Annotated in this window: 22 protein-coding genes; 11 read left to right on the top strand and 11 right to left on the bottom strand. The window is 61.2% G+C overall.

The window, feature by feature from the left end:
* Nucleotides 1–6: 6 nt before the first annotated feature.
* Both BFQ01_RS04905 and BFQ01_RS04910 read right to left on the bottom strand, forming a co-directional pair.
* A complete protein-coding gene (locus BFQ01_RS04905) occupies nucleotides 7–2,517 on the bottom strand; it encodes an ABC transporter permease (RefSeq protein WP_065924427.1) in 2,511 nt (836 codons plus the stop codon).
* Nucleotides 2,517–3,200 carry an ABC transporter ATP-binding protein gene (locus BFQ01_RS04910; protein WP_005786391.1) on the bottom strand — a complete coding sequence of 228 codons (684 nt, stop codon included), beginning with the start codon at nucleotides 3,198–3,200 and terminating at the stop codon, nucleotides 2,517–2,519. Before BFQ01_RS04910 ends, BFQ01_RS04905 begins: the two co-directional genes overlap by 1 nt.
* A 10-nt stretch (nucleotides 3,201–3,210) precedes the next feature.
* Between BFQ01_RS04910 and BFQ01_RS04915 the strand changes: the two genes are divergently transcribed.
* The 3 genes from BFQ01_RS04915 (at nucleotide 3,211) to BFQ01_RS04925 (ending at nucleotide 5,210) form a co-directional block, all read left to right on the top strand.
* Nucleotides 3,211–3,816 (top strand): arylesterase, encoded by a 606-nt coding sequence (locus tag BFQ01_RS04915; protein WP_027606974.1) that lies wholly within the window; start codon nucleotides 3,211–3,213, stop codon nucleotides 3,814–3,816.
* A 58-nt stretch (nucleotides 3,817–3,874) separates the two neighbouring features.
* Nucleotides 3,875–4,168: a hypothetical protein gene (locus BFQ01_RS04920; RefSeq protein WP_003172705.1), complete on the top strand. Its 294-nt coding sequence runs from the start codon at nucleotides 3,875–3,877 to the stop codon at nucleotides 4,166–4,168.
* Nucleotides 4,169–4,241: 73 nt separating this feature from the next.
* Nucleotides 4,242–5,210: a L,D-transpeptidase family protein gene (locus BFQ01_RS04925; protein ID WP_065924428.1), complete on the top strand. Its 969-nt coding sequence runs from the start codon at nucleotides 4,242–4,244 to the stop codon at nucleotides 5,208–5,210.
* A 137-nt stretch (nucleotides 5,211–5,347) separates the two neighbouring features.
* Here BFQ01_RS04925 and oprI read toward each other — a convergent pair whose 3' ends face one another.
* The gene (gene oprI, locus BFQ01_RS04930) at nucleotides 5,348–5,599 is read right to left on the bottom strand and encodes an outer membrane lipoprotei OprI (protein ID WP_003172710.1); all 252 of its coding nucleotides are present in this window, start codon (nucleotides 5,597–5,599) and stop codon (nucleotides 5,348–5,350) included.
* Nucleotides 5,600–6,210: 611 nt separating this feature from the next.
* Between oprI and BFQ01_RS04935 the strand changes: the two genes are divergently transcribed.
* A complete protein-coding gene (locus BFQ01_RS04935) occupies nucleotides 6,211–6,492 on the top strand; it encodes a GNAT family N-acetyltransferase (protein ID WP_027606976.1) in 282 nt (93 codons plus the stop codon).
* A 77-nt stretch (nucleotides 6,493–6,569) separates the two neighbouring features.
* Here BFQ01_RS04935 and BFQ01_RS04940 read toward each other — a convergent pair whose 3' ends face one another.
* A complete protein-coding gene (locus BFQ01_RS04940) occupies nucleotides 6,570–7,646 on the bottom strand; it encodes a 3-deoxy-7-phosphoheptulonate synthase (RefSeq protein WP_027606977.1) in 1,077 nt (358 codons plus the stop codon).
* A gap of 130 nt (nucleotides 7,647–7,776) precedes the next feature.
* Nucleotides 7,777–8,211 (bottom strand): PilZ domain-containing protein, encoded by a 435-nt coding sequence (locus BFQ01_RS04945; RefSeq protein WP_065924429.1) that lies wholly within the window; start codon nucleotides 8,209–8,211, stop codon nucleotides 7,777–7,779.
* On the opposite strand from BFQ01_RS04945, the gene BFQ01_RS04950 reads away from it, so the two are divergent.
* The 5 genes from BFQ01_RS04950 (at nucleotide 8,210) to cysB (ending at nucleotide 12,112) form a co-directional block, all read left to right on the top strand.
* Entirely contained in the window at nucleotides 8,210–8,596 is a 387-nt protein-coding gene (locus tag BFQ01_RS04950; protein ID WP_027606979.1) for a thioredoxin family protein, read from the top strand. The two genes, BFQ01_RS04945 and BFQ01_RS04950, sit on opposite strands and share 2 nt — an antisense overlap.
* Nucleotides 8,593–9,546: a putative 2-dehydropantoate 2-reductase gene (locus BFQ01_RS04955; protein ID WP_065924430.1), complete on the top strand. Its 954-nt coding sequence runs from the start codon at nucleotides 8,593–8,595 to the stop codon at nucleotides 9,544–9,546. Before BFQ01_RS04950 ends, BFQ01_RS04955 begins: the two co-directional genes overlap by 4 nt.
* A gap of 15 nt (nucleotides 9,547–9,561) precedes the next feature.
* Nucleotides 9,562–10,479 (top strand): 5'-nucleotidase, encoded by a 918-nt coding sequence (locus BFQ01_RS04960; protein WP_027606981.1) that lies wholly within the window; start codon nucleotides 9,562–9,564, stop codon nucleotides 10,477–10,479.
* Nucleotides 10,480–10,532: 53 nt separating this feature from the next.
* Complete coding sequence (locus BFQ01_RS04965; protein ID WP_065924431.1) at nucleotides 10,533–11,033, top strand: universal stress protein; 501 nt, start codon at nucleotides 10,533–10,535, stop codon at nucleotides 11,031–11,033.
* Between the two features lie 104 nt (nucleotides 11,034–11,137).
* Nucleotides 11,138–12,112 (top strand): HTH-type transcriptional regulator CysB, encoded by a 975-nt coding sequence (gene cysB / locus BFQ01_RS04970; RefSeq protein WP_003189876.1) that lies wholly within the window; start codon nucleotides 11,138–11,140, stop codon nucleotides 12,110–12,112.
* Nucleotides 12,113–12,117: 5 nt separating this feature from the next.
* Here cysB and BFQ01_RS04975 read toward each other — a convergent pair whose 3' ends face one another.
* Together BFQ01_RS04975 and BFQ01_RS04980 are read right to left on the bottom strand one after the other, a co-directional pair.
* Nucleotides 12,118–12,600 (bottom strand): GreA/GreB family elongation factor, encoded by a 483-nt coding sequence (locus tag BFQ01_RS04975; RefSeq protein WP_065924547.1) that lies wholly within the window; start codon nucleotides 12,598–12,600, stop codon nucleotides 12,118–12,120.
* A gap of 5 nt (nucleotides 12,601–12,605) precedes the next feature.
* Entirely contained in the window at nucleotides 12,606–12,977 is a 372-nt protein-coding gene (locus tag BFQ01_RS04980; protein ID WP_065924432.1) for a hypothetical protein, read from the bottom strand.
* A gap of 168 nt (nucleotides 12,978–13,145) precedes the next feature.
* Here BFQ01_RS04980 and earP point away from each other — a divergent pair, with 168 nt between their 5' ends.
* Both earP and BFQ01_RS04990 read left to right on the top strand, forming a co-directional pair.
* Nucleotides 13,146–14,279, top strand: coding sequence for an elongation factor P maturation arginine rhamnosyltransferase EarP (gene earP, locus BFQ01_RS04985; protein WP_065924433.1), 1,134 nt, complete (start codon nucleotides 13,146–13,148; stop codon nucleotides 14,277–14,279).
* A gap of 48 nt (nucleotides 14,280–14,327) precedes the next feature.
* Nucleotides 14,328–14,900, top strand: a complete 573-nt coding sequence (locus BFQ01_RS04990; protein ID WP_003172723.1) for an elongation factor P — start codon at nucleotides 14,328–14,330, stop codon at nucleotides 14,898–14,900.
* Between the two features lie 65 nt (nucleotides 14,901–14,965).
* Here the strand turns inward: BFQ01_RS04990 and BFQ01_RS04995 are convergent, their stop codons facing one another.
* The 4 genes from BFQ01_RS04995 to BFQ01_RS05010 all read right to left on the bottom strand — a co-directional run bounded on the left by BFQ01_RS04995 (nucleotide 14,966) and on the right by BFQ01_RS05010 (nucleotide 18,148).
* A complete protein-coding gene (locus BFQ01_RS04995) occupies nucleotides 14,966–15,982 on the bottom strand; it encodes an alpha/beta hydrolase (RefSeq protein WP_065924434.1) in 1,017 nt (338 codons plus the stop codon).
* A gap of 27 nt (nucleotides 15,983–16,009) precedes the next feature.
* Complete coding sequence (locus BFQ01_RS05000) at nucleotides 16,010–16,429, bottom strand: organic hydroperoxide resistance protein (RefSeq protein ID WP_027606987.1); 420 nt, start codon at nucleotides 16,427–16,429, stop codon at nucleotides 16,010–16,012.
* A gap of 236 nt (nucleotides 16,430–16,665) precedes the next feature.
* Nucleotides 16,666–17,118, bottom strand: a complete 453-nt coding sequence (locus BFQ01_RS05005) for a MarR family winged helix-turn-helix transcriptional regulator (RefSeq protein WP_065924435.1) — start codon at nucleotides 17,116–17,118, stop codon at nucleotides 16,666–16,668.
* 79 nt (nucleotides 17,119–17,197) lie between these two features.
* Complete coding sequence (locus BFQ01_RS05010; RefSeq protein ID WP_065924436.1) at nucleotides 17,198–18,148, bottom strand: LysR family transcriptional regulator; 951 nt, start codon at nucleotides 18,146–18,148, stop codon at nucleotides 17,198–17,200.
* Nucleotides 18,149–18,228: the final 80 nt, after the last annotated feature.

Raw genomic sequence — 18,228 nt, forward strand, 5'->3', positions numbered from 1 at the left:
GACCGCTCAGCCCTCGCGCAAAACCGTCAGCGGGCTGGCATTCAGCGCACGGCGCGTGCCGAACACCCCGGCACCGCCGATCAATGCGGCGCCGATCACAGGCAGCAGCAACAGCCAGGGGTGCGGTTGCCAGGCCAGGTCGAAGGCATAGCGGTACAGCACCCACGTCACCAACTCGGTACCCAGTGCCGCCAGCAAGCCGCTGACTGCGCCCAGCAAGCCAAACTCGATGCGCCGCGCCTTGACCAGCAGCTTGCGCTCCGCGCCCAGTGCCCGGAGCAGTGCACCTTGGCGAATACGCTCATCCAAGGTGGCTTGCAGGCCGGAGAACAGCACCGCCATCCCAGCGGCCAGCACAAACAACAACACGTACTCCACCGCCAGTGTCACTTGGGCGAGGATGCTGCGCAGTTGCTCCAGCAGCGCCTCGACCTGCAGGATGGTCACCGCCGGGAAGGCGCGGGACAGATCAACGATCTGCTGATCATGCCCTGGCGCGAGGTAGAAGCTGGTCAGGTAGGTGGCCGGCAGGTCCGTCAAGGTTCCCGGTTGGAAAATCATGAAGAAGTTCGGCTGGAAGTTATCCCAGTTGATGGTTCGCAGGCTGGCAACCCGCGCCTCACGGTTTTCCCCGGCGATGGTGAACACCAGGTGATCGTTCAACTTGAGCTTGAGGCTCTGCGCGACCTTGGCTTCTACCGAGACTCCGGGCATTCCATCGGGGGGTTGTTGCGACCACCATGAGCCTTCGGTCAGGGTATTGCCCGGCGGCAGGTCGGCGGCCCAGGTCAGGCTCAAGTCGCGTTGTACGGCGCGGTCACCGCTGGAGTCCTTGCTGACTATTTCCTGTACCGGCTCGCCATTGATACTGATCAACCGACCTGGCACGACCGGGTACAGCGGCGCGGATTGCGCCTGCACTTCCAGCAGGCGGGCACCAAAGGCGTCCTTATCGGCCGGCAGGATATTCAGGGCGAAATAGTTGGGGGCGTCCTTGGGCAGCTGGTTTTGCCAGGTGTCCAGCAATTCGCCACGCAGCAGGGCGATCAAGCCCATGGACAACAGGATCAGGCCGAACGCCAGGGACTGGCCCGCCGCCGCCAGCGGGTGGCGCAGCAATTGGCCCAGGCCCAGGCGCCACGGCAGGGACGCCCGGGCCAACAGGCGTCGCAGGCTCTGCAACAGCAGCAGAAGCAAGCCCCCCAGAACCAGCGCGGCGACCACGCCGCCGCCCAGCAGGGCGAAGGTCAGCACCAGGTCGAGGCTCAGGCGCCACATGATCAGGCCCAGGGCGAACAACGCGGCGCCGTAGACCATCCAGGTGCTGGACGGGATAGGCAGCAGGTCGCGCCTCAGCACTCGCAGCGGCGGTACGCGACCGAGGGCGGCCAACGGTGGCAGCGCGAATCCCGCGAGAGCAACCAGCCCGGTGCCGATCCCGGCAATGGCCGGCAACAGTCCACCAGGCGGAACATCCGCCGGCAACAGGTCGTGCAGGAAATAGAACAGGCCAAACTGTGCCAGCCAACCGAGCAGGGCGCCGGCCAGGCTCGCCAGCAACCCCAGTACGCTCAATTGCAGGCTGAACAGCAACATGGCCTCGAGTCGCGATAACCCAAGGCAACGTAGCAACGCACTGGCGTCGAAACGGCGGGTGGCAAAGCGGTTGGCCGACAGGGCCACGGCGACGCCGGCCAACAGCACGGCCACCAGGCTGGCCATGTTCAGGTAGCGCTCGGCTTTGCCCAGGGCGCCGCCGATCTGCTGGTTGCCGTCCCGTGAATCCTGAAGACGCTGGTTGGCAGCGAGCCCCGGCTTGATCAGGTCACGATAGGTTTGCAGCGCGGTGCTGGCCTGCGGGCCACGCCACAACTCGCGGTAGCTGACGCGACTGCCTGGCTGGACTACGCCGGTGGCGTCCAGGTCCGCCAGGTTGATCATCACCCTGGGCGTCAGGCTATAGAAGTTGCCGGCGCGATCCGGCTCGTAGGTCAGTACGCGTGCCAGGCGCAAGGTCTTCATACCCACATCGATAGTGTCGCCGACGTTCAGGTCCAGTGCCGTCAGCAGCCGCGACTCGACCCAGGCTTCACCGGGTTTCGGCCCGCCGCCCGGGGTTTCGTCCCCAAAGGGGGCTGCTGCGCTCTTGAGTTGACCGCGTAGCGGATACTGCTCGTTGACCGCCTTGATGCTGGAGAGCTGGATACCATTATCGGTGGCAATGACGCTGGAAAACTCAACCACACGGGCGTGATCCAGGCCCAGTTCGGTCCCGGATCTGATTTGTTCGGGGCGGGCCGGTGAGCTGCCTTCGAGTACCAGGTCGGCGCCGAGGAACTCCGTGGCGCGCAACAGCATGGCGCCGTTGAGGCGGGCGCCGAAATAACCGATGGCGGTGCTGGCGGCCACGGCCACCAACAGGGCGAAGAACAACACACGCAATTCGCCGGCGCGGGCATCACGCAGTAATTGGCGCAGGGCAAGGCTGAACAGGCGCAACAGCGGCAAACGTGCCATCAAGGCTCCAGGGGGGCGACCATCAGGCCGGCTTCAAGGCGGATCAGGCGTCGGCAACGATGAGCCAGGCGCTCGTCATGGGTAACCAGCACCAGGGTCGTGCCGCTTTCTTTATTGAGCTCGAACAGCAGGTCGCTGATGCGCTCGCCGGTGTGGCTGTCGAGGTTGCCGGTGGGCTCATCGGCAAACAGCACGTCCGGTTCGGCGGCAAAGGCGCGGGCAATCGCTACCCGTTGCTGTTCGCCCCCGGAAAGCTGGCGTGGGGAGTGGGTCAGGCGCTGGCCGAGGCCCACGCGCTCCAGCAGGTGTCTGGCGCGTTCGCGGGCGTCCTTGCGGCCATCCAGCTCCAGCGGCAGCATGACGTTCTCCAGCGCATTGAGGCTGTCGAGCAGTTGGAACGACTGGAACACAAAGCCCACGTGTTCGGCACGGATGCGCGCGCGCTGGTCTTCGTCGAGGGTGCTGAGCGCCTGGCCGGCGAGGGTGACTTCACCGCTGCTGGGCAGGTCGAGGCCGGCGAGCAGACCGAGGAGGGTGGATTTACCGGAACCGGAGCTGCCGACGATAGCCAGGCTATCGCCCTTGTTCAGTTCCAGGCTCAGTTCGTGCAGGATAGTCAGTTCACCTTCCGCGCTGGGAACCACTTTGCTGAGGTTCCGCGCGGTGAGAATGCTTGCGCCCATGGAGAATCCGATGCGAATGTGGTTTTTGAGTGCTGGCCTGGCCTTGATGTGCATGGCCCAGAACGCAGCGGCGGGTACAGTCCTGATCGTTGGCGATAGTATCAGTGCCGGTTTCGGCCTGGATACCAGCAAAGGGTGGGTCGCATTGCTGCAGCAACGGCTCAAGAAGGAAGGTTTCGACGATAAAGTGGTCAATGCCTCCATCAGCGGCGACACCAGTGCCGGAGGCCTCGCGCGCCTGCCGGCGGCGCTCGCAGCGCATAAGCCGGACGTGGTGGTGATCGAATTGGGTGGTAACGACGGCTTGCGCGGGCAGCCGCCGGCGCAATTGCAACAAAATCTTGCGTCGATGATCGAGCAGTCCCAGGCCAGCGGTGCGAAGGTACTGTTGCTGGGCATGCAGATTCCGCCCAATTACGGGAAGCGCTATGTCGATGCATTCGCCAAGGTATTCAATGACGTCGCAACGGCTAAAAAGGTGCCGTTGGTGCCATTTTTCCTGGAGGGTATCGGTGGCAACCCGGCGTTGATGCAGGCTGATGGACTGCACCCGGCTGTCGGCGCCCAGGGCAAATTGCTGGAAAATGTCTGGCCGACGCTAAAACCGCTGCTATGACGCTTTTCTACCGGCAGGCTTTCGGCTAAGGTGGCGCCCCCCCGATCTGGAGCCCCCGATGTCGCGTCCTGCCTGGTCCCTGTTTAACTACCAACTGATCGAGCCGGACGAGCAGCTGGATCTGTTCGCCTGCCAGGAAGTGCGGGTGCATCTGGTGACGCGTCAATTGGAACTGGGCGGCTCCATCGATCGCACCCTGTGCGGTACGTTATTGCCGGCGCAGCCGCGTTGGTCCCTGGTCGACCGTTCGATTTTCCAGGACCAGCGCCTGTGCCCTTTGTGCCGGGCGATCCTGGAGTCGCAGAAGCGTGGCACGCCGCCAATCTGGCCCGAGTTGCGTTTCGAGTTGTAGGGGGCAGCTAGAAGTCCGCTTCACGTATACAATCGATTTTTACCTACCCGTCGTTCTGCGAAGGATTTTCCGGATGTTGTCGCGCCTTTCCGTCGTCACCTGCTGCCTGTCTCTTGCTGCCTTGTGTGCGGCCGGTCCTGCCGCCGCCTTGCAGTTGCCCCTGCCGCCACCCGGCGAAGACATCGTCGGGCAGGTCCAGGTGATCAAGGCCAAGTACGAAGACACCTTTGCCGACCTGGGTACCACCTACGACCTGGGCTATTCGGAAATGGTCGCGGCCAATCCGGGCGTCGATGCCTGGTTGCCGGGGGCGGGGACCGAGATCGTCCTGCCGACACGCTTCATCCTGCCGCCGGGCCCCCGTGAGGGCATCGTGATCAACCTGGCGGAATACCGGCTCTACTACTTCCCCAAGGGGCAGGATGTGGTCTACACCTTCCCGCTTGGGATTGGCCGTGAAGGCTGGGGCTCGCCCATTGCGCACACCAGCATCATCGCCAAGACGCCGAATCCGACCTGGACGCCGCCGGCCTCGATCAAGGCCGAGCACGCCGCCAACGGCGACCCGTTGCCCAATGTGGTGCCGGCCGGCCCGGACAATCCCCTGGGGCCGTTCAAGTTCACCCTGGGGACGCCGGGTTACCTCATCCACGGTTCCAACATGAAGTTCGGCATCGGTACCCGTACCAGCCACGGTTGCTTCCGCATGTTCAACAACAACGTACTGGAAATGGCCGGCATGGTCCCGGTGGGGACGTCGGTGCGCATCATCAACGATGCCTACAAGTTCGGCAGCAGCGGCGGCAAGGTCTATCTCGAGGCGCATACGCCCTTGAACGACGATGGCACGCCGTCGGTGGTCGATAAGCACACAGCGGTGATCAATGCCTTGCTCAAGCGTGAAGACCTGGCCAATAACCTGCGGGTGAACTGGGATCAGGTGCGTGATGTCGTCGCGGCCGAAGATGGCCTGCCCACCGAGATCGGTGTGCCAGGTGGTGCACCGATAGCTTCCAGCGCGCCGATCGACCTGCAGCAATAAGCGTCCGGTCCGCTGCTGAGCCCGCCACGGCCTTGCGCTGCGGCGGGCTTTTTATTGCGCGGGGTTCTGGGCTGAATCGCAGGCAATAAAAAGCCGATCCAAGAATGGATCGGCTTGATAACAATCCCGAGGGATTATTACTTGCGGCTAGCTTTCTCAAGCATACGCAGAGCGCGCTCGTTAGCTTCGTCAGCAGTCTGTTGTGCTTTTTGGGCAGCAGCCAGAGCTTCATCAGCTTTACGGTAGGCTTCGTCTGCACGGGCCTGGGAGCGAGCTGCTGCGTCTTCAGTTGCAGTCAGACGAGCTTCGGTTTCTTTGGAGACGCTGCTGCAACCGGTAGCCAGAACTGCGGCCAGAGCCAGAGCAGAGAATTTCAGAACGTTGTTCATCGTGTTCCCCTTCAAGGACTTTCTATTAAATGGCTACTTTCTCAGAGTGAGCTAATAGCCGGCGTACATACTACCCATTACTTGTAGTAAGTAAACTGACGTAGCGCAAGAAGCAAAAAAAATTCTTGTGCCGAATCTATTTTGGCTAATCTTTTGGACATTCGTATAAAAACCGTACAGTTTTTTGCAGTCTGATGGAGATTGGATCCAGGCTGAGAAGGCCGGCCCGCATGTGTTAAGCCTTGTAAATAGATGAAATTTTATATATCGAGGCTGACACTTTCGTTTGGCTGGCCTTTACCACGCCCCGCATCTTTTGTGCATGTAGAGGTGACTTTAAGAGCGTCTGTTCGTCTCAAGGTTCAACTGCCGGCAATGTTCAGGCCTTCGATCACCGGTTGATCGAGGCCCTTTCTATATCCGCCAGCGGCAGGGATGACGGGCGCGCCTTGAGCAATTACAGGATTGGTGCCTACTATTCCCTACGTGCTGGTTGTGAGCGCTCAAGGTTTTCTCGTTGTCGAAACCGGCACGGGGTGGCGTAGATGTTCCTTCGCCGGAAAAACATCGGTAAGGTAGGGGTCAGAATCCAAGACCCGCGAGGAGTAGTGATGAGCGAGGCGTTGTCCATCCACCATGACCAGGCTGGTCATCAGTTCGAGACCAATGTGGACGGTCATCGTGCCTATCTGACCTATATGGACCTCGGGAAGCAGACCCTGGACATCTATCGGACCTTCGTGCCCAACGCACTGCGCGGCCGTGGCATTGCAGCTGCGTTGACCGAGGAAGCGTTGAAGTTTGCCGAAGAGCAAGGCTACACGGTGATCCCGTCATGCTCCTATGTCGAACGCTACATGGAGCGCCACCAGCGCCATGCCGCGAAGCTATAACGCACAACATAAAACGCAGCATGAAAAACGCCGGGCTCAGCCCGGCGTTTTTGTGTGCGCATCTTTCAAATACAGGTTCAGCTGCGTTTGCGTTTCGGCAATACGTCCTTGAGCTTGGCGTGCATGCTGCGCAGGGTGTTCTCGGTGGCGGACCAGTCGATGCAGGCATCGGTGATCGACACGCCGTACTGCAAGTCGGCCAGGTCCTTTGGAATCGCCTGGCAGCCCCAGTTCAGGTGGCTCTCGACCATCAGGCCGATAATCGACTGGTTGCCTTCGAGGATCTGGTTGGCGACGTTTTCCATCACCAGCGGCTGCAGCGCCGGGTCCTTGTTGGAGTTGGCGTGGCTGCAGTCGACCATGATGTTCGGCTTGATCCTGGCCTTGTTCAGCGCCTGCTCGCAGAGCGCAACGCTGACCGAGTCATAGTTGGGCTTGCCATTGCCGCCGCGCAACACCACGTGACCGTAGGCATTGCCCTTGGTGGTGACGATGGAGACGCCGCCTTCCTGGTTGATACCCAGGAAACGGTGAGGACTGGAGACCGATTGCAGCGCGTTGATCGCCACGGTCAGGCCGCCGTCGGTGCCGTTCTTGAAGCCTACGGCCGAAGACAGGCCGGATGCCATTTCGCGGTGGGTCTGCGACTCGGTGGTGCGCGCGCCGATGGCCGACCAGCTGATCAGGTCCTGCAGGTACTGCGGGGAGATCGGGTCGAGGGCTTCGGTGGCGGTGGGCAGGCCCATTTCGGCCAGGTCCAGCAGCAATTTACGACCGATGTGCAAACCGTCCTGGATCTTGAACGAGTCGTCCAGGTACGGGTCGTTGATCAAGCCTTTCCAGCCCACGGTGGTACGCGGCTTCTCGAAATACACGCGCATCACCAGGTACAAGGTGTCGGACACTTCTGCCGCCAGCACTTTGAGGCGCTCGGCGTATTCGTGGGCAGCCTTGAGGTCGTGGATCGAGCAAGGCCCGATCACGACGAAGAGGCGGTGGTCGGTGCCATCGAGAATGTCACGGATGACTTCGCGGCCTTTGGTGACGGTCTGCAGGGCAGCGTCGCTCAGAGGGATTTCGCGCTTGAGCTGATCGGGTGTGATCAGGGTCTCGTTGGATTCGACGTTTAGGTCATTGATCGGTAAATCAGCCATCGTGTTACTCGCCAGGGTCACGGGTGCCGGCCGCCAGCCATCCCCGTGCGGCGGGCACAGCATGATTTGAATGCAGGGGGGAGGAACCTTAGCGCGTAACACGGGCCCGCGACAATGGGCAAAGCCCGCTTTAATCCAGCGCTGGCCGCACAAACGTCTCATGGGCGAACTCGCCGGCATGGCGCGCCACCCACTCACGGGCCAGGGCTTCGAGTTGCTGCGGGGTCGGCTCGGCATCTTCGTGCTGGCGGCAGTAGCGCTCTATCCGGCATGCTTGCTCACCCATTCGCGCACCGAACAACGCATGTTCATCGGTAAACGAAATGCCCACGCGGTAGCCGTTTTCCACCTTGCGACACCACGCCACATACCCCGGATATCGGGCCGTGGCGCCCAGGGAGGGAATGTGCAGGTCAACGGCCGTGCCCTGGCGCCATGCGCGGGGCCAATTGCAGGCAACGCCGCCCAGGCCGATAGTGTGCAGGCGTTGGCGGGGGATGGCGGGAGAGGGGCGTTGGATTAACTCGACAGCGACATCATCAGGGTGAGGTAAAAAACGACCCATGTACACGGACTCCGAGCACCGTCCAGTTGACGGCGGTGGCAGCAGTATAGTGAAGGAACTGGAATTGACCGACCTGGATATTGACCAGCAATTGCTGGGATTGCCAGGTATTTCGCTGGTGGTGTTCACCAGCGTGGGGTGTTCCAGTTGCCGTTGGGCACGCCAGCAGTTGCCGGGCTGGCGTTTGCCGGTGGACCGCGTGTGCTGGGTGGATGCCGGGCACAATGGCGGTGCGGTCGAACGCTACCAGATCTTTCATTTGCCGGCGTTGTTCGTGGTGTGCGAGGGTCAGTTCCTCGGGCAAATACAGACACGTCTTACGCTTTCTGACCTGACCGAAACCATTGACCAAGCACTTAGCCGCACTCCGGAGGAACTGCCATGACAGTACAGTCGCCACGTATCGGTATTATCGGCACCGGCGCCATCGGTGGCTTCTATGGCGTGATGCTGGCACGCGCGGGCTTCGACGTGCACTTCCTGCTGCGCAGCGAATACGCGGCGGTCAGCGAGCACGGCCTGCGCGTCAATAGCAGTGTGCATGGCAACCTGCAACTGCGCCCGGTGCAGGCCTACGCCCATGCCGCGGACATGCCGCCGTGCGATTGGTTGCTGGTGGGCACCAAGTCCACCGGCAATGTCGAGCTGGCCCCGACCCTCGCCCAGGTCGCGGCGCCGGACGCCAAGGTGGTGTTGCTGCAAAACGGCCTGGATGTCGAAGACAGTCTGCGTGAACACCTGCCGCCATCCCTGCATCTACTGGGCGGGCTGTGCTACATCGGCGTACACCGCTCCGCGCCTGGCGTCGTCGAGCATCAGGCGTTGGGCCGGGTCAACCTGGGCTACCACAGCGGCACGGCCGCCAACGATGAGGCCCGCCAGAAGGCTATTGTCGAAGCCGGTGCCGCGTTGTTTCATAAGGCCGGCATCGAGTCCCAGGCCATGGCCAATGTGCATCAGGCCCGCTGGCACAAGCTGGTGTGGAACGTGCCTTACAATGGCCTCTCCGTACTGTTGGGAACGGGTACCACGGCAATGATGGCGGACGAATCCAGCCGCGAGCTGATCCAGGCGCTGATGGCCGAAGTGGTGCAGGGCGCCCATGCCTGCGGCCATGAAATCCCCGCCAGTTACGCCGAGCAGATGTTCGCCATGACGGAAACCATGGACGATTACCTGCCCAGCATGTACCACGACCATATACACAAACGCCCGCTGGAACTGGCGGCGATCTATGGGCGACCGCTTGCTGCCGCCAAGGCCGCGGGTTGCGAATTGCCACGAATGCAGGCGCTGTACCAGGCCTTGAGCTTTATTGATCGGCATAGCCGCTGATTCGGGGGACGTACCATGGCAAAGGGATTGGGCGACAAACTGGTGCTGGCGATTTCCTCGCGGGCACTGTTCGACCTGAGCGACAGCCACAAGGTCTACCTGGCCCAAGGGGTGGAGGCCTACCGTAAATACCAGATCGAACACGAGGAAGAGATCCTCGAGCCCGGTGACGCCTTTCCGCTGGTCAAGAAGCTGCTGAGCCTCAATGCCAGCCTGGGCCGTGCTCGGGTCGAGGTGGTACTGGTATCGCGCAACAGTGCCGACACCGGCTTGCGCGTGTTCAACTCCATCCAGCATTACGGCCTGGATATTTCCCGCGCAGCCTTTGTCGGTGGGCGTAGTCCTTATCCCTATTTGGCGGCGTTTGGCTGTCACCTGTTTCTTTCCACCCATGCTGAAGATGTACGCAGTGCCCTCGATGCCGGCTTTGCCGCCGCGACGATTCTGTCGGGCGGTCCGCGCCGGGCGTCCAGCGAAGAGCTGCGGATTGCCTTTGACGGTGACGCGGTGCTGTTCTCCGATGAATCGGAGCGCGTGTACCAGGCCGGCGGGCTGGAGGCGTTCCAGGCCAGCGAGCGCGAGTCGGCACGCCAGCCTTTGCACGGTGGCCCCTTCAAGGGTTTCCTGGCGGCACTCAACTTGTTGCAGCGTGAGTTTCCAGACGAGGCCTGCCCGATCCGCACAGCCTTGGTCACCGCCCGTTCGGCGCCTTCCCACGAGCGGGTGATCCGGACCTTGCGTGAGTGGGACATCCGCCTGGATGAGTCACTGTTTCTCGGCGGCCTGGAAAAGTCCGCATTCCTGGAGGCGTTTGCCGCGGATGTGTTTTTCGATGACCAGGCCGGTCACTGCGAGAAAGCCAGGGAGGTGGTGGCCACCGGGCATGTGCCCCATGGCATCAGTAACGAGGTGAGGATTCAGGCCGAGACTTAGGGGCGCTGCTAAGCTCATTCAATCTCCTCCATCCTGGCCGTCCGGGAGGTTTTATGATTCGTTCGATGCTGTACGCCACGGACCTTGGTCTGTACGCGCCGTATGTGATGCAACATGCACTGGCGCTGGCGCGGACGTTCAAGGCTGACCTGGATGTGATTCATGTGGTCGAGCCCATCGGGTTGTTCGCCGAATCGGTGTTGCAGAGCTACCTTGATGAGAAGGCCTTGAGTGAATGGCAGAGCCAGGGGCTGAGCACTGTCATGGCGACCATCGAGCAGCGGGTGCTGGACAGTTTTCGCGAAGAGTTGGGGGACGGGGGGCAAGACCTGGAACTGATTCGCTCGGTACGGGTGATCCAGGGCGACCCGTGCGAAGTGATACTCGAGCAGTTGCGCAAACTGTCCGTAGACCTGTTGGTCGTCGGCAGCCACAGCCATGCCACGGCGGCCGCCACACCGCTTGGGCGTACCGCCGCACGGGTGCTGCAGTTGTCTAGCGTGCCGGTTTACCTGGTGCCTGCGTTACAGCGTCGACGCAGTGATGACGTGTGATGGGTAAAAAACGATAAAAAGTTCTAGATTTATCCGTCAAACCTTTAATATAGTTATATACCGTCGCTGATACCCGTGGCGTCTATCTGCTTTGAGGGACACATATGAAGCTTCAACAACTGCGCTACATCTGGGAAGTGGCGCACCACGACCTCAACGTTTCCGCTACCGCTCAAAGCCTTTACACCTCCCAACCCGGTATCAGCAAGCAGATCCGCCTGCTCGAAGACGAGCTGGGCGTCGAAGTGTTCGCGCGCAGCGGCAAGCACCTCACCCGTGTCACCCCGGCCGGTGAACGCATCATCACTACCGCCGGCGAGATCCTGCGCAAAGTCGAGAGCATCAAGCAGATCGCCCAGGAATTCTCCAACGAGAAGAAAGGCACCTTGTCGATTGCCACGACCCACACCCAGGCGCGTTACGCATTGCCGCCGGTGATCCGCGATTTCATCAAGCAATACCCGGACGTGGCGCTGCACATGCATCAAGGCTCGCCGATGCAGATCGCCGAGATGGCCGCCGATGGCACCGTCGACTTTGCCATCGCCACCGAAGCCCTGGAGCTGTTCGGTGACCTGGTGATGATGCCGTGCTACCGCTGGAACCGTTGCGTCGTCGTGCCCCAGGGCCACCCATTGGCCAAGTTGCCGAAGCTGACCCTGGAAGCCCTGGCCGAATACCCGATCGTCACCTACGTCTTCGGTTTCACCGGCCGCTCCAAGCTCGACGAAGCCTTCAGCCATCGTGGCCTCACGCCGAAAGTGGTGTTCACCGCCGCCGACGCCGACGTCATCAAGACCTATGTGCGCCTGGGCCTGGGCGTGGGCATCGTCGCCAAGATGGCCGTCGATACCAACCTCGATAAAGACCTGGTGGTGCTGGATGCCAGCGAGCTGTTTGAGTCCAGTGTGACCAAGATCGGCTTCCGCCGTGGCACCTTCCTGCGGGGCTTCATGTGCGACTTTATCGAGAAGTTCGCCCCGCACCTGACCCGCGAAGTCATGGCCAAGGCGATCCAGTGCCACAACAAGCAGGAACTGGAAGAGCTGTTCGACGGCGTGGAATTGCCCGTCCATTAAGGGGGTTATTTGGCCTCGGTAACCGTAAAGTGTTGCCGGGCGCCTGCCACCAGAATCTCCACCTCATCACCTTCGTACTTGCCCAGCAGGCTTTTGCCCAAGGGTGAACGCGGGGTGATGACGGTCACCGGTTGCCCGACCACGTCCACCTTCAAACCCGCCGCATCCGGTGCCAGGAACAGCCACTGCTGGCGGCCGTTCTCGTCTTCCAGGCCCAGCAATGTGCCGACTTCTATGCCACGTTGATCATCGTACGCACGCAGTGGCAGGTTCTGGCACAGCGCCAGCGCCTGCTTGATTTCCTCGACGCGCCTGGCTTGCCCGGCTGCCAGGTAAGACGCCTCCAGCCCGAGGGTGTCGTATTTGTTTTCGGCGATATTTTCTTCGTGGGTCGCGGTTTCGTAGGCGGTCTGCGCGGCGCGCTGGGCGATGTCGAGGTCGACCGTGAGTTTTTCCAGGATCAGCTGGTGAACGGCGTGTTTATTCATGGTCATCAATCGCAGAATTGCAGGACATTGGCCCGGGTCTTTTCATTCGGTGCGTTCTGGTCCTGCTGCAGCCAGAACTGGCATTTTGGGTTGGACAGGTTGCGTGCGTTATTGCGGGCCTGGTCCAGGGCCTGCTGTTGTTCCTGCTTCTGCAGGTTCTGTTGGTACTGCTCGAACATACGGTTCGGCGGCTCCGGCGCAACCGCTGCAGGTTTGCCCAGTTGCTGAACGGCCTGGGCTACAGGCGCCAGGCTCTGCGGGAACAGATAGCGCGACGCCAGCCAACTGGTCAGCACAATGGCGATAAATCCCAGCCACAGCCCCAAGGCAATGGCGAGCGTGAGCTTGGGCAGCGACATAGGCGCGCTAGAGGACATGATGAGCTCCTTGAAGGACAACGTAGGTACCGTCTTATCCACCCCCACGCAAATCCGGGGGTGTTGATGGCGATTGTCGCACAGCCACTGTGCAGAATAATCGCGATCAAGCCTTCTGCATTGGCGCATTTATGCGGACAATCGAGCCTTTGAGCGTTGGAGCGCGGAATGAAAGCCCGCTGGGATATTTTTTGCAGCGTCGTCGATAACTATGGCGACATCGGCGTGACCTGGCGCCTGGCCCGGCAATTGGTGGCGGAGCAGGGCTGCGAGGTGCGCTTGTGGGTCGACGACCTGCGCGCCTTCGAGCGTATGTGTCCGGAGATTGATGTGCGCCTGGACCAGCAATGGCAAGAGGGTGTCGATGTGCGCCATTGGCCGGCCGTGTGGTCGAGCGCACCGGCAGCCGATGTGGTGATCGCCGCCTTCGCCTGCCAGTTGCCGCCTGACTACATGGAAGCCATGGCCGCGCGTGAACGCACGCCGTTGTGGATGAACCTGGATTACCTCAGTGCCGAAGACTGGGTAGTGGGGTGCCATCGGTTGCCGTCGGTGAAGTTCAAGGGTGTGCAGAAGTACTTCTTTTTTCCGGGTTTCCGACCCGGCACCGGGGGGCTGTTACGCGAGGCAGGGTTGCTGGAGCAGCGTCAGGCGTTTCAGCAGGATGCCGCTGCGCAGCGGCAATTCCTGCAAGCCTTGGGTGTGTTTCCGGCAGCTGGTGCGCGGCTGATCTCGTTGTTCGCCTACGAAAACGCCGGGCTGGCCAGTTGGCTGGATGCACTTTCGACCGACGGGCACACCACTCATCTCTTGGTGCCGGAAGGGCGCATCCTCGGTGATGTACAGCATTGGCTCGGTGTCGAAGGCCTGGCGGTGGGGGACGTCCATCAACGCAACGCCCTGACCGTGCAGGTGCTGCCGTTTGTGCGCCAGGAGCAATATGACCGCCTGCTGTGGTGTTGCGACTTCAACGCCGTGCGCGGCGAAGACTCGTTCGTGCGCGCCCAATGGGCCGGGCGGCCGCTGCTGTGGCACATCTATCGCCAGGACGAAGACATCCACCTGGACAAGCTCGACGCCTTCCTGGACCTGTACACCGCCGCGCTGTCACCGGCCGCAAAGGCTGCCCTGGTCGAGCTCTGGCAAGCCTGGAACACTGATGGCGATATGGCACAAGCGTGGAAAATGCTGCTGGCGCACTGGCCTGAGTTAAGCCAGCACGCGCAGACGTGGTGTCTGGAACAAGGCTTGCAGGCCGATCTTGCGACGGCGCTGGTACAGTTTTATGAAAGTTGGATATGATACGCGACCTTGATTTTTGTAATCCCATCCAAATTTCGGATATACGCAATGAAAACTGGTAAAGAACTGAAACCCGGTACAGTGATCCGTCTCGAAAACGACCCTTGGCTGGTTCAGAAAGCTGAGTTCACCAAGTCTGGTCGTAACAGCGCAATCATGAAGACCAAGCTGAAGAACCTGCTGACCGGTTACAAGACCGAGATCGTCTACAGCGCCGATGACAAACTGGACGACGTGATCCTCGACCGCAAGGAAGCGACCCTGTCCTTCATCAGCGGCGACACCTACACGTTCATGGACACCACCGACTACACCATGTACGAGCTGAACGCTGAAGATATCGAAGCTGTTCTGCCGTTCATCGAAGAAGGCATGGAAGACGTCTGCGAAGCTATTTTCTTCGAAGAGCGCCTGGTTTCCGTAGAGCTGCCGACCACTATCGTGCGTAAGGTTGCCTACACCGAAGGTTCCGCTCGCGGTGACACTTCGGGCAAAGTAATGAAGCCTGCCAAGCTGAGCAACGGTACCGAACTGCAAGTAGCCGATTTCATCGAAATCGACGACCTGATCGAGATCGACACCCGCGAAGGTGGTTCGTACAAAGGTCGCGCCAAGAAGTAATTCTGGCCCCGCCGATACGAAAAAAGCCCGACCTAGCGTCGGGCTTTTTCGTGGGCGCTGCTTTTTTACTTCAGGTGTTGCTTGAGCTCGTCGGATGCCTGCAGCAAGGCCGAACGCACCGCTGGTACCTGGCTGACCACATTGAGCAAGCCGTAGTCGTGGATCATGCCGTTGTAGCGCACGGCCGTCACTGGAACCCCGGCCTGGTCCAGCTTGCGCGCATAGGCTTCGCCTTCGTCACGCAACACGTCGGCACCGGCGGTCTGAATCAGCGCGGGCGGCAAGCCCTTGAGCTGATCCGCGGTCGCCCGCAGCGGCGAGGCGTAGATCTCGGCGCGCTGATTGGCGTCGGTGGTGTAGTTGTCCCAGAACCACTTCATCATGTTCCTGGTGAGGAAGTGCCCTTCGGCGTACTGGTTGTAGGACGCCGTCTCGAAATTGGCATCGGTCACCGGCCATAACAGCAGTTGGAACTTGATCGCAGGTGTGCCCTTGTCCTTGGCCATCAGGCTGACGACGGCTGCCATATTGCCGCCGACACTATTACCCGCGACCGCTAGGCGTTTGCCGTCGACGTTGATGTCCTTGCCATGCTCGGCGACCCACTTGGTTGCGCCGTAGGCTTGGTTGATCGCCACCGGATAGCGGGCTTCCGGTGAAGGCGTGTAGTTGACGAAGACCGCCACGGCCCCCGAACCCACCACCAGATCGCGCACCAGGCGCTCGTGAGTCGGGTAGTCCCCCAGCACCCAGCCGCCGCCGTGGAAGAACATGAACACCGGCAATGTGCCCTTGACCCCGGCTGGCCGCACGATGGTCAGGTCCAGCGGCTGGCCATCGACCTGAATGGTCTTCTGGCTCACGTCCGCCTTGGGCAGGGTCAACTTCACACCGGCCTGGGCACCCGTCAGTACGGCACGGGCTTGTGTGGGTGTCAGTTGTTCCATCGGTTTGCCAGTGCCGGCGTTCAACACATCCAGGAAGGCCTGGGTACTGTGTTCAACGTCGCCATTGGCGGCAAACGCGTAAGTGACGGACAGGGCGAGCAGGCTGCCGGTCAGCACGTTGGCAAATGTGTTCATGTTCTTCTCCAGTGACAGCGGCAGTGGTTAGACGGTTACGTGCAGGCGCACATCGACGTTGCCACGGGTGGCGTTGGAGTACGGGCAGACTTGGTGCGCAGCGTCGACCAGGCTTTGCGCATCGTCCTCGGCCAGGCCTGGCAGGCTGACGTGCAGGTCGATATCCAGGCCGAAACCGCCAGGGATCTGGCCGATGCCGACGTGGGCAGTGATCGAGGCATCATCCGGGATTTTGCGTTTGGTCTGGCTGGCGACGAATTTCAGGGCGCCGATAAAGCAGGCCGAGTAACCGGCGGCAAACAGTTGTTCCGGGTTGGTGGCCTGGCCGCCGGCGCCGCCCAATTCCTTGGGGGTGGAGAGTTTGACGTCGAGGATATTGTCGCTGGAAACAGCGCGACCATCACGGCCGCCGGTGGCGGTGGCTACTGCGGTATAGAGCGTTTGCATGGTGTCGTCCTCTTGGTTTTTAGCGCTAAAGTTTTGCGCGCTAAGTAGTTGGTGAGGTAAATGTATAGCGCTAATGTTTAGTGCGCAAGATAAATGTATAAATATTTTTCAGTCGCTGCAAACCAATGTGGGAGGGGGCTCGCTCCCGATAGCGGTGTTTCAGTCAAAAGATTCGTCGACTGATAAACCGTCATCGGGAGCAAGCCTCCTCCCACAGGTTGAGTGTTTTGCCGTGTTCAGATCGCGTTCTGCAGGTTGCCCCGCAACGCAAGCAAGTCAGCCTGCAGCTTGCGCAATTGGTCCAGCTCCAAACCGCTGGCGCCGAGAATGCAGTGTGGAATACCCATGGCCTTTTCCTGCAAGGCGCGCCCGGCGCCGGTCAGTTCCACCACCACCACGCGCTCATCTTCACGGCTGCGGGTGCGGCTGAGCAGGCCTTCGGCTTCCAGGCGCTTGAGCAGTGGTGTCAGGGAGCCCGGGTCGGTCAGCAGGCGGCTGCTGATTTCTCCGACGGTCAAACCATCTTCTTCCCACAGCACCATCATGGCCAGATACTGCGGGTAGGTCAGGCCGAGGGCTTGCAGCAGCGGTTTGTAGACCTTGGTCATCAGCAGCGACGTGGAGTGCAGGGCGAAACACAGTTGGTTGTCCAGCAACAGGGATTCGCACGGGGCGGGATTTTTGCTCATGGTGGTGCCTCAAAAAAGCGTGTCTGCCTGGAATCTAGCGGGCAAATCTTTAATGCGCCAGATAATTTTGTGCGGGTGGTCAGACCAGTCCGCTTTGCAGGGCCAGATCCCAAGGCGGCACGGGGCTGAATCGGGACTTGAGGTATTCCAGCAGCAACCGGCTGCGCGCATTGGGCTGCTGTTCCAGGCGCAGTGCATAGATCCCGGTGGTCTCCGGGTTGGGCAGGCCGTCTTGGCAAAACAGCGGCAGTAACTCGCCGCGCACCAGGTACTCACTGGCCAGCCAGGTGGGGAGGTGGGCGATCCCCAGCCCGGCGAGGGCGCCCGATAACAACGCTTCAGCGTTGTTGGCGCTCATGCGGATGCGCCGCGGGCGATGCGTTGCACGTCGCCCGTCCAACTCGAAGCGCCACGCGAACATCGGCGCCAGGCCGTCCCAGTCCAGGCCGTCATGCTCGCTCAATTCGCGAGGGTGGGCCGGGGTGCCACGGCTTTTCAGGTAGGCCGGACTGGCGCAGGCGATGCGCACGATACTGGCCAGGGGCGTGGCGATCAGCCGTGTATCGACGATATGCCCGGCGCGCAGCACCAGGTCGACCTTGCCCAGATGCGCGCCCTGCATATCGACAAAGCTGTCGATCAGATGCAGGTGCACATCCAGCCCCGGGTACACATTCAGAAAGTCGGCGATCACGGGTGCCAGATGCCGTCGACCAAACGCTGCCGGTGCGTCCACGCGGATCAAGCCTTCGGGGGCATGGCTCAAGGAGACCGCTTCCGCCCGCGCCAGTTGCAGCTCGCTGACAATCCGTCGTGCCCGCTCGGCGAAGGCCAGGCCCGCCGGGGTCGGCACCACCGCGTGAGTGCTGCGCTGGAACAGGCGGCTGCCCACGGAGCTTTCCAGGCTGTCGATGCGCCGCGCCACCGCCGAAGGGGTCAGCGGATGGCGACGGGCTGCGGCAGAAAAGCTGCCGGTTTCCAGTACATCGAGAAACAGGCTCAGTTGATCGGTCAGCGTGTTGGGATTCATCGATGCGCGCTTATGCGAGATTGGCACAGCCATTGTGCGTTGCTGTGCGTTTCCGCGCCAGGGTCGACTGCGTAGCATGC

The organism is Pseudomonas sp. 8 R 14, from assembly GCF_900005955.1.
GTDB lineage: Bacteria > Pseudomonadota > Gammaproteobacteria > Pseudomonadales > Pseudomonadaceae > Aquipseudomonas > Aquipseudomonas marginalis.